This window comes from Oceanobacter sp. 4_MG-2023, from assembly GCF_030689165.1.
In the GTDB taxonomy this organism is placed as follows: domain Bacteria; phylum Pseudomonadota; class Gammaproteobacteria; order Pseudomonadales; family Oceanobacteraceae; genus Oceanobacter.
The window spans coordinates 99,289-112,420 of sequence record NZ_JAUYVV010000011.1 but is presented as its reverse complement, the minus strand read 5'-3'; the positions used below and the strand labels follow the sequence as shown (position 1 = coordinate 112,420).

The window sequence follows — 13,132 nt, the reverse complement described above, 5'->3', positions numbered from 1 at the left end:
TTGGTGGGTGATGACGGGATCGAACCGCCGACCCTCTGCTTGTAAGGCAGATGCTCTCCCAGCTGAGCTAATCACCCTTCGGTCTATCGTACTGCTGTTGTAAGAATTGGCGGACTGGACGGGACTCGAACCCGCGACCCCCGGCGTGACAGGCCGGTATTCTAACCAACTGAACTACCAGTCCAATTCTTCCAACTTTCGCTTTTGGTGGGTGATGACGGGATCGAACCGCCGACCCTCTGCTTGTAAGGCAGATGCTCTCCCAGCTGAGCTAATCACCCTTGGTCTCAAAAGCGAGTGGGCATTCTACTCGTAGAGCCTTCGTTGTCAAACATAAATCTTTGATTTTTTAAATTTATTCAGGCACTTGCATAAAAATCAGCCAGTTTCTGCCTGTTTCGTTGAGCGCCTGGTTGAGTTGGAACGTCGGTCGACCAGAATCAGCAAGCAAGGTGTCAGGATCAGAGTCAGTACGGTGGCAAAAGTCAGCCCTCCGGCAATGGCGGTAGACAGCTGGGTCCACCATTGTGAAGAAGGAGCGCCAACACTGGTGTGTTGATGAATCAGGTCAATATTCCACTGCATCACCATCGGGATCAGGCCGAGGACGGTCGTAATCGCGGTCAATAATACCGGCCGCAGACGCTGGGCACCGGTACGCAGGGCGGCGTCAATGGCATCCAGCCCTTCGTCCCGCAGGCGATTATAGGTATCGATCAGGACAATATTGTTGTTGACCACAATACCTGCCAGGGCGATCACGCCTACGCCACTCATCACGATGCCGAAAGCTTCGCCCCGAATCAGCAAGCCAATCAGCACGCCGACAATCGACAGGATAATGGCACTCATGATCAATGTGGCTTGATAAAAGCTGTTGAACTGGGTGACTAGAATGGTTGCCATCATAAAGATGGCAATGGAAAACGCGGTTGCGAGAAAGCTGCCGGTTTCGGCCATTTGTTCAAAGTCGCCACGGAATCTGGGCTCGACACCGGCACCGAGCCAGTCGAGATCTTTCATCTGTTCGCTGAGTTGCTGGATTTTGGCATTGGCGTTGACGCCATCACGCACGTTGGCGGTGAGGCGGTAACGGCGTTTGCCATCGATCCGCACCAGATCGCCCGAGCGAGGCTCAGCGGTCTGGGTCAGGAATTGCGAAGCGGGAATCAGCCCATAGGCCGTTGAGATATTAAAGCCATCCAGATCTGCCAGGGTGCGGCGGGATTCCGGGTAACGCAAGACGATGTCCACTTCGTCGTCGGTAAAATCAGGCTGAAAGGCACCGACTTTCTGGCCGCCAGTCAGCATGCGTACCATGCCGCCGGTGGCAGAAATACTGGCTCCGTAGCGGCTGGCCTGTTCACGGTCGACCGTGAGTTGCCATTCGATGCCCTCTAACGGGCGATCATCACGGATGTCTTTGAGATCGGCATCCTGCTCAAATATCTCCCGGACCTGCTCCAGCAGCGGAATAATGGCGTCACCACTGTTGGCGGTCAGCTGCAGCTGGATATCGGCCCCACTGGGAGGGCCGCCCTGTTTTTTCTGGGTTTCGACAATAATGCCGGGGATGGCCGCGCTGCGTTGTTCAATATCGGCCAGGACGGTATTGGCGGGGCGGCGTTGCTCCCAGTCCGCCAGCCCTATCTGGATACGGCCGACCAGATCCGGGGCGGCATCGTTAGGGGCCTTGGCAAAGGTGGTGGTGTAGATTGAATCGACATCGTCGAGAGCAAAGATATGTCGTTCGACCTGCAAGACCAGTGCTTCGCGCTCCTGAATGGAAAGATTACCTCGGGCGCGGATATCCACCAGGCCGATATCAGAGTCAACATCGGGGAAAAACTCCACGCCATGGCCGTGCTGGCCATAAAAGACAAACGAAGCCACCAGTGTCAGCAAACACAGCACCAGCACCGTCAGTGGCCGCTGCAAGGCAGTCCGTAACAGGCGCACGTAGCCTCCGGTGAAGCCGCCGATAAGGTGGAAATCGCCCCGTTCGGCGGCTTTTAGTCGGGCAATGGCCCCGTCTTCATAACCGCCTTGACGGCTGATCAATGACCCCAGGGTTGGCACAACAATCAGCGCCATTACCAGCGAAGCCGTCAGGGTATAGAGCAGAGTCAATGGCAAATACTTCATAAAGTCGCCGGTGGTGCCGGGCCAGAACAGCAGAGGCAAAAAGACCGCCAGCGTGGTGGCGGTTGATGCCGTGATTGGCCAGGCCATCCGTTTGGCGGCATCGGCATAGGCCTGCTTGGGAGTGGCGCCGTCAGCCAGGCGGCGGTCGGCGTATTCCGTGACGACGATAGCGCCATCGACCAGCATGCCGACGGACAGAATCAGAGCAAACAACACCACCATATTCATGGTATTGCCGGTGAGACTGAGCCAGATTAGCCCCATCAGAAAGGCCCCCGGAATCGCCAGCCCAACCAGGAATGAGTTCCGCAATCCGAGGCTACCCAATACCAGTACAATCACCATCAGGGTGGCGACCAATACATTGTTGAACAGGTCGTTGAGCATGCTTTCGATTTCGCTGGAGCCATCCTGAATAATGCTGGCGTCGATGCCCGCGGGCCAGTAGGGCGACACGGTATCGATAACACCGCGAACCTGATTAATGGTTTCGATGATGTTGGAGCCGATCCGTTTCTTGATTTCCAGTGTCACGGCGGGCTGGCCATTGATGCGGGCACTGCTGTTACGATCCTTGTAGGCCAGACGGCCAACGGCAATGTCTCGGAACAGCACCACCTGATCACCACTGACCTTGACCGGCATATTGAGAATATCGTTGATATTCTCGACCAGCCCGGGAATCTTGATACTGAAGCGTCCGGCTTCGTTCTGTAAATCTTCGCTGGCAACCAGTGAGCTATTGTTGGAGACCAGATTGGACAGCTCAACCATGGAGAGCTGGTAATTATCCATGCGCACCGGATCGACGACAATTTCGGCAATTTCTTCGCGTTTGCCCTGAATCGTGGCTTCCAGCACGCCCGGCAAGGCTTCGAGACGATCCTGCAGGTCGTTGGCGACGGCGTAGAGCTCCGTCTCGCTGACGTCGCCGGCAAGGGTGACAACGGCGACCGGAAACAGGGCGACGTTGATTTCGAGTACACGGGGTTCGTGGCTGTCTTCCGGCAGATCGCTGCGGGCGTCATCCACTTTCTGGCGGACATCAAGCAGCGCCTGGTCGATGTCTACATCGGTGTAGAACTCCAGCATGATGGACAAGTGTCCGGTGGTGGCCGTCGAAACCATTTCCTTCAAACCATCGAGGCCGCGTAATTCACGTTCCAGCGGCTTGTAGAGCAGGGAGTCGGCATCTTCCGGGGAAATCCCATCGTGGGCGACGGAGACATAAACAAACGGCACGGTGACGTCTGGTGAGCTTTCCTTGGGAATGGAAAACAACACCGACAGGCCCACCAGTATCACCAGTACAAACACCATCATGACCGTGCGGGCGCGGCTGAGAGCCGCGTCAATCAGAGCGTACATGATCAGTCTCCCTCAGGCTGGCTGGGCGATGTGCCGGGAGCACTTTTGAGCACTGCGTCAACCTGTTGGCCAACCTTGACAAAACCGCCACCCTGGGTAATCAGGCGCACGGATTCCGGGCCGTAAACCCAGACGCCATGCTGATCGGCGCCTTCCAGCTCCACGCTGACAAACGCTACCCGGTTATCCTGATTGACGGTTTTCAGCCCCATCTTGCCGGATTCATCCAGCACCAGCAGGGCCGGTGAAACATGGTAAGCCTGACGCTCGCCCAGAGGCACAATCAGCTGGGCACTTTGTCCGGCCGGGATGGGATGATGCTGTGGGTTGGCCAGCTCAAGCTCGACGGTAAAGGTGCGGGTGGCAGTATTCGCCAGCGATGAGACAAACCGCAGCGTTCCTGTTACCAGCTCTCCGGACAGTAATCTGGCGCTTGCTGTCATACCGGGGCTGAGTAAACCCACATCCTGTTCGGCTGCTTCCGCGACCACCAGATAGGGAGAGAAATCAACCAGTTCCAGAAGCGACTCACCATCCTTGACGAAAGCCCCCAGTTCCACCATGCGGTTATTGATCACGCCATCAAAGGGTGCCCGGACAGCAGCGGCTTCGACCTGTAAACGTGCTGATGTGAGTTCCGCCTGGGCATTTGCCAGGGCGGTATCGGCCTGGACGAGCATGGATTCATTTGCCAGCCCTTGTTGGTTGAGCTGGATTACCCCTCGTTGCTCCAGTTGCCGCTGGCGCACCGTTGCCTGTGCCTGCTGCAGCCGGGCTGGCCAGTCGCGGGTATCCAGTTCGAGCAGCAATTGCCCGCGCTTGACTCGCTGGCCCTTGTTGACATGAATCGCAGTTACTTTGGCGCGCAATTCGGATTTGATGGTGACGTTGCGATTGGCCGCCAGCTTGCCCGACAGTTTGAGTGAGCGGATATGCTGCTCGGGTATCAGGTCGTCGACCTGCACCCGTATCAGGCGTGTTGCATCCGGGTATCGGTCAGTTTCCCTGGCAGCCAAGGGTTCGGTATCGGCCCCTGCCAGCATCCAGACGACAGTCACAATAAGGACAGCGGCGGCGGCAAGGTAGCCACGGTTAAACGTAATCGACATGGTCTTGAGTCCTTTGATATGGCAAATCCGGACGCTTGCTCTGGGCGGTGGATGCGGCGGTCATAGTAGTTGTGCATCGAAGGATAGTTTACTTCTGGACAGATGTTTACCATGAATACTTTGCAATCCAGTGGCGGTTTGCCTGTTAAGGGGGGAGCGGCGGCAGTAAACTGGGCGCCTGGCCCGGTATATTCGATATTCGGGATGCGATTTTGTCGGTTTGCAGGCGATTTGTATGGTGTTGGTGAGTTTGAAACAGGCCGAGTTGGCCTTTGGTGATCATGTACTGCTCGACAAGGTGGATCTGGATATCCACTCTGGCGAGCGGGTTTGTATTGTTGGTCGTAACGGTGAGGGCAAGTCTACTTTATTAAAAGTCCTGACCGGAGAAGTGACCACGGACGATGGTGTGATTCAGCGCCTTGATATGTTGAGCATGGCAACGCTGCAACAGGCGCTGCCAGAGAAAGTGGATATTCCGGTTTACGATGTGGTGGCTCAGGGGTTAGGGCAAGTGGGGGAAGACATCGCCCGCTACCATGAAGAAACCCACAAGGGTGAACATGCCGATCTCAACCTGATGGAAAAACTGCAAACCCGTATCGAAGCCAATGATGGCTGGAGCTGGCAGCAAAAAGTCGAGTCAATTATTCAACGTCTGGATTTACCCGCCGAGCGCAGTTTTGCCGAACTGAGCGGTGGCTGGCAACGCCGGGTGATGCTGGCTCGGGCGCTGGTGACGGAACCGGATCTGTTGATTCTGGATGAACCAACCAACCATATGGACATCGCCACTATCCAATGGCTGGAAGAACAGCTCAAACAATTCAGCGGGACACTGGTATTTATCAGTCACGACCGGGCCTTTGTGCAAAATCTGGCCACCCGGATTGTCGAGCTCGATCGCGGCCATGTGTATATCTGGCAGGGGGATTACCTCAGCTTTATTGAGTACCGGGAAAAGCGTCTTGAAGACGAAGCAACCCAGAATGCGCTGTTCGACAAGCGTCTGGCAGAAGAAGAAAAATGGATCCGTCAGGGAATCAAGGCACGCCGCACCAGGAACGAAGGTCGGGTCGAACGACTGAAAGAAATGCGTAACGAGCGTGGTGCACGCCGTGAACGTCAGGGCACAGCCAATATCAGCATGACCGGTACGGATTCGTCCGGGAAAATCGTTTTTGAAGCAACCGATATCAGTTACGCCTGGGGTGATCAGCCACAGGTGTCGCATTTCTCAACCATTATCCAGCGTGGAGACCGGATTGGTCTGGTCGGCCCGAACGGTGCCGGTAAAAGTACCCTGCTGAAATTGTTACTGGGTCAGCTGCAACCACAATCCGGTGAGTTACGGGTGGGTACCAAGCTGGAAGTGGCGTATTTCGACCAGTCCCGGCATATGCTGGATGGCAATAAATCCATCGCAGATAACGTCGCCGATGGCAAAGACCATGTCGAGGTGAATGGCCAGAGCCGCCACGTGATCGGCTATCTGGGTGACTTCCTCTTTCCCCCTGAGCGTGCCCGGACACCGGTGCGGGCCTTGTCAGGTGGTGAGCGCAACCGGGTGTTGCTGGCCAAGCTGTTCCTGAAACCATGTAATCTGCTGGTGATGGATGAGCCGACCAACGACCTTGACGTGGAAACCCTGGAGCTGCTGGAAGAACGATTGATGGAATATCAGGGCACCTTGTTACTGGTCAGCCACGACCGGGCATTCCTTGATAACGTCGTGACCCAGCTGCTGGTGTTTGAAGGTGAAGGTCATATCGACGAGCAAACCGGCGGTTATTCTGACTGGGAGGCGCGTCATCAGGCCAAACAGGCGGCAGCCAAGGCGCAACAAAAAGCCGGTAAAAAGCAGTCACAGAAAGCTGCGCAGCAATCCGCAAAACAATCAGCAAAACAGCCAGCACCTGCTGCACCGGTCAAGACGGAAGCAAAACCGGCGGCGAAAAAACTTTCCTACAAGTTGCAACGGGAGCTGGATCAGTTACCTGACCAGATTGCGGCGGCAGAAGCCAAGCGCGATGCCCTGGCGGCGGCGACACACGCGGCAGATTTTTATGCCGGTGATGCAGACACCGTACAAGCGGTATTGGCGGAGTTGACTGCGGCAGAAGCCAGAATTGAACAACTCGAAGAGCGCTGGCTTGAACTGGAGGAAATGGCCTCGTGACCTGGTTGATTCCTGTGCTGGTCGTACTGGCGGTGATCGGGTCGATTTACGGCCTGAAACCCAGCCCACGGGATGCCCGTCTGGGTCAGTTGCGACTGGATGCCACCAAGGCCGGGCTGCAGGTACGTCACTGCAGCTTTCAGGTTGATGCCGCCAAAACCGGTGTTCGGGAAGACATCACCGGCATCGGTTATACGCTGGTTTTCCGGCCGCCGTTCCATGACGACACCAAACCGCAGGAGAAACTGTTGTTTCGTATCGTCGGACAGCCAGGGTGGGAAAGCCAGGGCTTGCCTGAGGGGTTGTCATGGCATGACCTGCCGGGAGATCCAGCGTTGGGTCAGGAGCAACGGCTTGTTCTGGCGCAGGCTTTGAGTGCGGATATCCAGTCCGCACTGGCCGGTTTCCCGGATGACGTGCTGCTGCTGGAACTGTACGAAAACCGGGTCAGCCTGATACCGGCGGAACGCAAAGCTGCCACTGCCGAGGCGTATAAGCAGGCATTAACGGCGTTGTCTGCCCTGGCCGGATAGTGTGGAGCAGATGACGACAATGCCGGGTATTCTTCAAAACGGTGCAGGAGAGGAACAAGGGCCAAGGCCGTGCCGCCGCCGTGGCTGTCTGGTGTAAATTTCTGTAGAATACCGGCCTCTTTTTGGTTCCTTCACCCTCCGAGTGAAGGACAATCGACTTACAGTTCAGTGACACAGACAGGTATCCCCTTGGAAATTAATCCAATCATCGAAACCATCAAAGACCTCAAGGCGCGCACCGACGTGCTTAGGGGGTATCTTTGACTATGCCAACAAGACCGAGCGTCTGGAAGAAGTAGAGCAAGAGCTGGCCCAGCCAGACGTCTGGAATGACGCCGCCCGCGCCCAGGATCTGGGTAAGGAGCGCTCGGCTCTGGAAGCCGTGGTCAAGACCATCGACAATCTGGATGGTGGCCTGGCAGATCTGAAAGACTTGCTGGATATGGCCGTCGAAGAAGACGACGAAGAAGCCGTGGCCGAAGTCGAGTCGGAACTGGCTGATCTGCAACAACAGCTGGAGGCGCTGGAATTCCGTCGGATGTTCTCCGGTGAGCTGGATGCCAACAACGCCTACGTCGAAATCCAGTCCGGTTCTGGCGGTACAGAAGCCCAGGATTGGGCCAACATGATGTTGCGGATGTATCTGCGCTGGATTGAAGCCCATGGTTTCAAGGGCGAATTGATGGAAGTCTCCGATGGTGAAGTGGCCGGTATCAAGGGCGCAACCATCCGGGTAGAAGGCGAATACGCCTACGGCTGGTTACGTACCGAAACCGGTGTACACCGTCTGGTACGCAAAAGCCCGTTTGACTCCGGCAACCGTCGGCATACGTCGTTCTCTTCTGTGTTTGTGTCGCCAGAAGTGGACGACAATATCGATATTGAAATCAATCCGGCCGATCTGCGTATCGACGTGTACCGTGCCTCGGGTGCCGGTGGTCAGCACGTCAACCGGACGGAATCGGCGGTGCGTATTACTCACTTGCCGACCAATATTGTGACCCAGTGTCAGAACGACCGGTCGCAGCACAAGAACAAAGACCAGGCGATGAAGCAGTTAAAGGCCAAGTTGTACGAGTTTGAGCTGCAGAAACGGAACGCCGAAGCCCAGATTCTGGAAGACTCCAAGTCCGATATCGGCTGGGGCAGCCAGATTCGTTCCTATGTGCTGGATGACTCACGTATCAAGGATCTGCGTACTGGCGTCGAGACCCGCAACACGCAAGCAGTGTTGGATGGTGGCCTGGATCAGTTTATTGAAGCGAGCCTGAAAAAAGGGCTTTAATGGTGAACGGCTGGATGCCTGACGTCGGCGATCGACCACCGGCCGGTAGTCGATCACAAGCGCCACGCGCCCGATGTCCAGCGACAAACATAACGCGTCCGATGCCCGACGTCTGGCGCCCAACTTATTTATATTCAGGTTAGACAATGACGACCGAACAGACTCAAACCGCCCAGGAAGAAAACAAACTGATTGCCGAACGTCGCGCCAAACTGGAGCAGTTGCGGGAAGGCAGTGCTGCTAATGGCCATCCAAACGACTTCAGACGTAAACACCTGGCCGGTGACCTGAAGGCGGAACACGGCGACAAGGACAAGGCAACGCTGGCGGAAGAGAAGCACCCGGTCGTGGTGGCTGGTCGTGTGATGCGTCGTGGCGGCCCTTTTGTTGGCATTCAGGACAGCAGCGGCGCCATCCAGTTTTATCTGGCCAAGCCCAAACAGAAAGAAAGCGAGATCTGGCCGTTACTGGATATCGGCGATATTGTCGGAGTTTCCGGCACCTTGCAGAAGTCCGGCAAGGGCGACCTGTATGTTGAGATCGACGACATCAACGAATTGCGTATTCTGACCAAATCCCTGCGCCCATTGCCCGACAAGTTCCACGGACTGGGTGATCAGGAGATGAAATACCGTCAGCGTTACGTCGACCTGATTATCAACGAAGAGACTCGTAACACCTTTCTGGTGCGTTCCAGAATCATTGAAGGTATCCGTTACTTCCTGTCGCAACGCGGCTTTATGGAAGTCGAGACCCCGATGCTGCAAAGCATTCCGGGTGGAGCCACAGCCAAGCCATTCGAGACCCATCACAATGCCATGGGCATTGATATGTTCCTGCGGATTGCGCCAGAGCTGTATCTGAAACGACTGGTTGTGGGCGGCTTCGACAAGGTATTCGAAATCAACCGTAACTTCCGTAACGAGGGCACCAGCACCCGGCACAACCCTGAATTCACCATGATCGAGTTCTATCAGGCTTACGCCGATTATCGCGATCTGATGGATATTACCGAAGCCATGTTGAAGTTTATTGCTGAAACCGTGCTGGGGAATACCACCATTGAATACGGTGAATCGACCTACGATTTTGCCGCGCCATTCCAGCGTATGACCATGGTTGAAGCGATTCTGAAGTACAACCCGGAGATGGACGCCGAGGTGCTGAATAATGCAGAAGCCAATATCGACACGCTGAAGCAATACGCCCAGCAGGTTGGTATCAAGGACTCACCCAAGCAGGCTGCCTGGGGTGCCGGTAAATACATCTGTGAGATCTTTGAAGAAACGGCAGAAGAGAAGCTGGATCAGCCGACCTTTATTACCGAATACCCGTGGGAAGTGTCACCGCTGGCACGCCGTAACGATACCAACCCGTTTGTGACCGACCGCTTTGAATTTTTTGTTGGCGGGCGTGAACTGGCCAACGGCTTCTCGGAGCTGAATGACGCTGAAGATCAGGCGGCACGTTTCCGTAAACAGGTTGAAGAAAAAGACGCTGGTGATGATGAAGCGATGCACTACGATGCCGATTATATCAATGCGCTGGAATACGGTATGCCGCCAACCGCCGGTGAAGGTATTGGAATTGACCGTCTGGTGATGCTGTTTACCAACTCACACACCATTAAAGATGTGATTCTGTTTCCGCATATGAAACCGCAAGGTAACTGACACGCCTGATCGGTTCATAAGCCACAAAAAAGCCGCGTATCTTGTGCGGCTTTTTTGTGGCTGGCAAACAGCCGGTGGACAACTCTCGACTGTGGCTCTGCCACCTTGGCAGACTGGTGAGCGATTAAAGAGAGATAGTGCCTTCCAGCGACTGCAGGGCACGACGGCCCAGTGCCAGGTTGGCTTTGGTGGAATCCAGTACGTAATAAATAAACAGACCGCGGTCGGCGTCCATTGGGCGAATCAGGTGATATTGGCTGGTCAGAGTGATCAGGATGTCATCGATATCCTGATTCAGTTGCAGCATTTCAATGGTTTTGAGCTTGGCACGGACAACTTCGGTATTTCCTGCTGCAGCAATCTCCAGGTCCAGACCTGTACCGATTGAGCCGAGCATCATTCCGCTGTTGTAGTCGACCAGAGCCGCTGCAAGAGCGCCGTTAACAGACATTAGTGGGGACAGTTTGGTTTCAATGCTATTCATGTTGTATTTCTCTGATTTATGAGCTGAAAATGGTCATGATTTCCCGGATATCTCCCGATGCTTTTTTAAGCATCCACAGAGCGAGACCATGAGTTGTATGTTGGTTAAAAACACCGAGTAAAACGGCATCCATGGTGTCGGTTCGGATCAGGTGGCAGCCCACAAATCCGTTTTTGCTTTCGATAATATTACCTTCCACTTCTTCCAGCTGGGTTTCTGCGGCCAGACTGGAACCAATACCGGCAAACGAAGCCGCCATTGCCGCCAAGCGTTTTGGGTCTGCTGTCGTATCAAAAGGTACGGTATGAGATATGACGTATCCATCGGATGTCGACAAAATCATATAACTCAAGTTGTCTGATTGCTGCGTGGTCGCAAGCAAAGATTCGTGACAACGAGCCATCAAGGTGTTGGACTTCAATGGATCTATCGGGTTATTCATCAAGGAAATCCTCTGATTCTGCGTTGGCAATCAAGGCCTGGAGAAGCAATAAAACATCATCGCGATTACGGGGGTCGGCATTAAATACAGGGGCAAAAATATTCTCTTCCGACAATATGTCAAAGCATTCTTCGGTATCAGTGAACAGACTTCTGTTTAGCGCGATAGCAATGCGTCCGGAGTGAGCCATTGATTCGAAGGCTTGTAAAAAAACCAATAGTTGCTGTTTCCAGTTTGATTGGCTGCAATCGAGTAATAAAATAGCGCCAAGTGCCCCTTTGGCAACAATCGGCCATATAAAACTGAAATGCTGCTGACCTGGAATACCATATAAATGGACGCTGTCGTTGTTATCGAGAAGAATGCGCCCATAATCCATCGCCACGGTTGTGGTTGCTTTATTGACCTGTGCGGTATTGGAGTTTCTTGCTTCTGTTGCAACGGGCGCTTCGTCACTGATCGTACTGATGGCTGTGCTTTTACCGGCCCCCATTGGGCCAATAAAAATAATCTTGTTTTCTTTGGTCATAAATTAAAAGCCAATCCAAGTCTTTTACGCAGACTTCCCAGTAGGTTGGAAGACCGTTTCGGGGAAACCGGTGCTGGAATCTGTTGTGGGGGTTCTGCTGCTGGCGAGGTTTCTTTGCTGACAACTCCCAACCGGGCGACGGTACAGGCTCGCAAAAAAGCAGCTACCTGATTGCTGGGCAAGCCACTGAGCTGTTCGCCACTTTTTAACGAGGCGAATTTCTTGCCGTAGAGAGCCGACAACTGAAACATGGCTGGCTCGGTGTACCACTGGCCGAGACGAGGCCATTGCTTGATACGAAAGACCGTGTTGTTATCCCAGCTGCCGATGTCTTCTATCGGTTCTTTCCAGGCCAGCTCCCACAGGAACTGTTCAACGGGATAAGAGTGTTTGCCAGAAAGTGGGCTGGCATTATCCGGAGCAGCCTGGGTTTGGGTGATGGTAAAAGGCATTTGTGGTTCAAGCAGCGCTTCTAATAATCCGCTTGAATGACTATCAGAGTAAATCGTCGTACGGTTGTTATCGTCTCGGGCAACGATGGCTTGGTGTTGCTGGATTTGTAATTCGAAATACTGGTGCTTGGCGAGTTGCTGGATACGATTGTCCAGTTGCTCGGATATCAGCGTGGGAGAGGGCAAGGTATCGGCTAACACATTCTCTTGGCCGCTATGGCTTGCATGGGTATTTAACCAATCTTGCCGGGTGCTAGTACCTAATGGCCTGTTATGCAATTTATCTTCTGCGTTATGTAGTAAATCCAGTAATCCAATAATTCGCAGTGGCCAGTCACAATGTAAATAATTGTAACTGTCAGAAATGACATGTTCATTGGCCATTACGGCTAATATTCCCCATGGACAAATATCTATTGGTTTCCTGGCCAGTACCAGATGAGCATCCAGGCCTTCTCCTTGATACAGCCAAGGTTTCTTGGTTCTGCAACGCAGTAATTGTAACTGTTTGTGTATTATTCCCTGTTCATATGAACTCAAGCCAAACGTCTTTACTGTGTATTCGTTCTCCATTGCAGTATTGGAAATATTTTTTTCCATGAAGGGTACCGTGCGGACAGGCGTGAGAGAAAGTAGATAAATTATGTAAAAAGTATAGGAATTAAATCAGCATAAATCAAAAATAATCGTGACTTTCTTGAATGTAATTGAATTTATTGGTTTTTTTCTTTTATTGATGGTTTTAATAGTAATGTGAATGACAAGGTCCCTGTATTTTCAGGATTTTAATGGTTCTTTTTTGGTCTTTTGATTTGTTGCTGTTACAAATACTTACGGATATACGTGTCGTGTGAGCAATGCGTTATATCATTATTAATAATGTGGGTATTAGGGGTTTATTGTAGGGGTTTGTTTGTCTGTTGATTTTCTTTA

Annotated in this window: 10 protein-coding genes and 3 tRNA genes; 4 read left to right on the top strand and 9 right to left on the bottom strand. The window is 53.4% G+C overall.

The features are described 5' to 3' along the window. Position 1: 1 nt before the first annotated feature. The 5 genes from Q8W24_RS10065 to Q8W24_RS10045 all read right to left on the bottom strand — a co-directional run bounded on the left by Q8W24_RS10065 (position 2) and on the right by Q8W24_RS10045 (position 4,622). Positions 2 to 77: transfer RNA gene (locus tag Q8W24_RS10065), tRNA-Val, on the bottom strand. A gap of 30 nt (positions 78 to 107) precedes the next feature. After that, positions 108 to 184 (bottom strand) — tRNA-Asp (locus Q8W24_RS10060). Between the two features lie 21 nt (positions 185 to 205). Continuing rightward, positions 206 to 281, bottom strand: a tRNA-Val gene (locus tag Q8W24_RS10055). A 97-nt stretch (positions 282 to 378) separates the two neighbouring features. After that, positions 379 to 3,513, bottom strand: a complete 3,135-nt coding sequence (locus tag Q8W24_RS10050) for an efflux RND transporter permease subunit (RefSeq protein ID WP_303434114.1) — start codon at positions 3,511 to 3,513, stop codon at positions 379 to 381. A gap of 2 nt (positions 3,514 to 3,515) precedes the next feature. Continuing rightward, the gene (locus tag Q8W24_RS10045) at positions 3,516 to 4,622 is read right to left on the bottom strand and encodes an efflux RND transporter periplasmic adaptor subunit (protein WP_303434113.1); all 1,107 of its coding nucleotides are present in this window, start codon (positions 4,620 to 4,622) and stop codon (positions 3,516 to 3,518) included. Positions 4,623 to 4,857: 235 nt separating this feature from the next. Here Q8W24_RS10045 and Q8W24_RS10040 point away from each other — a divergent pair, with 235 nt between their 5' ends. The 4 genes from Q8W24_RS10040 (at position 4,858) to lysS (ending at position 10,292) form a co-directional block, all read left to right on the top strand. After that, complete coding sequence (locus Q8W24_RS10040) at positions 4,858 to 6,801, top strand: ATP-binding cassette domain-containing protein (RefSeq protein ID WP_305475208.1); 1,944 nt, start codon at positions 4,858 to 4,860, stop codon at positions 6,799 to 6,801. Next, positions 6,798 to 7,334 carry a hypothetical protein gene (locus Q8W24_RS10035; protein WP_305475206.1) on the top strand — a complete coding sequence of 179 codons (537 nt, stop codon included), beginning with the start codon at positions 6,798 to 6,800 and terminating at the stop codon, positions 7,332 to 7,334. Before Q8W24_RS10040 ends, Q8W24_RS10035 begins: the two co-directional genes overlap by 4 nt. Before the next feature lie 199 nt (positions 7,335 to 7,533). After that, complete coding sequence (prfB, locus tag Q8W24_RS10030; RefSeq protein WP_368501393.1) at positions 7,534 to 8,619, top strand: peptide chain release factor 2; 1,086 nt, start codon at positions 7,534 to 7,536, stop codon at positions 8,617 to 8,619. Between the two features lie 146 nt (positions 8,620 to 8,765). Next, positions 8,766 to 10,292, top strand: a complete 1,527-nt coding sequence (gene lysS, locus Q8W24_RS10025; protein ID WP_305475203.1) for a lysine--tRNA ligase — start codon at positions 8,766 to 8,768, stop codon at positions 10,290 to 10,292. A gap of 124 nt (positions 10,293 to 10,416) precedes the next feature. Here the strand turns inward: lysS and Q8W24_RS10020 are convergent, their stop codons facing one another. The 4 genes from Q8W24_RS10020 to Q8W24_RS10005 are packed head-to-tail and all read right to left on the bottom strand — an operon-like array spanning position 10,417 to position 12,799. Further along, positions 10,417 to 10,776, bottom strand: coding sequence for a hypothetical protein (locus Q8W24_RS10020; RefSeq protein WP_303434109.1), 360 nt, complete (start codon positions 10,774 to 10,776; stop codon positions 10,417 to 10,419). A 16-nt stretch (positions 10,777 to 10,792) separates the two neighbouring features. Then, the gene (locus Q8W24_RS10015) at positions 10,793 to 11,218 is read right to left on the bottom strand and encodes a roadblock/LC7 domain-containing protein (RefSeq protein ID WP_305415531.1); all 426 of its coding nucleotides are present in this window, start codon (positions 11,216 to 11,218) and stop codon (positions 10,793 to 10,795) included. Further along, entirely contained in the window at positions 11,211 to 11,747 is a 537-nt protein-coding gene (locus tag Q8W24_RS10010; RefSeq protein WP_303434107.1) for an ATP/GTP-binding protein, read from the bottom strand. Before Q8W24_RS10010 ends, Q8W24_RS10015 begins: the two co-directional genes overlap by 8 nt. Continuing rightward, entirely contained in the window at positions 11,744 to 12,799 is a 1,056-nt protein-coding gene (locus Q8W24_RS10005) for a hypothetical protein (protein WP_305475202.1), read from the bottom strand. Before Q8W24_RS10005 ends, Q8W24_RS10010 begins: the two co-directional genes overlap by 4 nt. Positions 12,800 to 13,132: the final 333 nt, after the last annotated feature.

Bases quoted from the DNA above. Each gene is read 5' to 3' on its own strand.
- lysS (WP_305475203.1), top strand. From the start codon at position 8,766: ATGACGACCGAACAGACTCAAACCGCCCAGGAAGAAAACAAACTGATT.
- Q8W24_RS10050 (WP_303434114.1), bottom strand. From the start codon at position 3,513: ATGTACGCTCTGATTGACGCGGCTCTCAGCCGCGCCCGCACGGTCATG.
- Q8W24_RS10015 (WP_305415531.1), bottom strand. From the start codon at position 11,218: ATGAATAACCCGATAGATCCATTGAAGTCCAACACCTTGATGGCTCGT.
- Q8W24_RS10040 (WP_305475208.1), top strand. From the start codon at position 4,858: ATGGTGTTGGTGAGTTTGAAACAGGCCGAGTTGGCCTTTGGTGATCAT.
- Q8W24_RS10005 (WP_305475202.1), bottom strand. From the start codon at position 12,799: ATGGAAAAAAATATTTCCAATACTGCAATGGAGAACGAATACACAGTA.
- Q8W24_RS10010 (WP_303434107.1), bottom strand. From the start codon at position 11,747: ATGACCAAAGAAAACAAGATTATTTTTATTGGCCCAATGGGGGCCGGT.
- Q8W24_RS10045 (WP_303434113.1), bottom strand. From the start codon at position 4,622: ATGTCGATTACGTTTAACCGTGGCTACCTTGCCGCCGCCGCTGTCCTT.
- Q8W24_RS10020 (WP_303434109.1), bottom strand. From the start codon at position 10,776: ATGAATAGCATTGAAACCAAACTGTCCCCACTAATGTCTGTTAACGGC.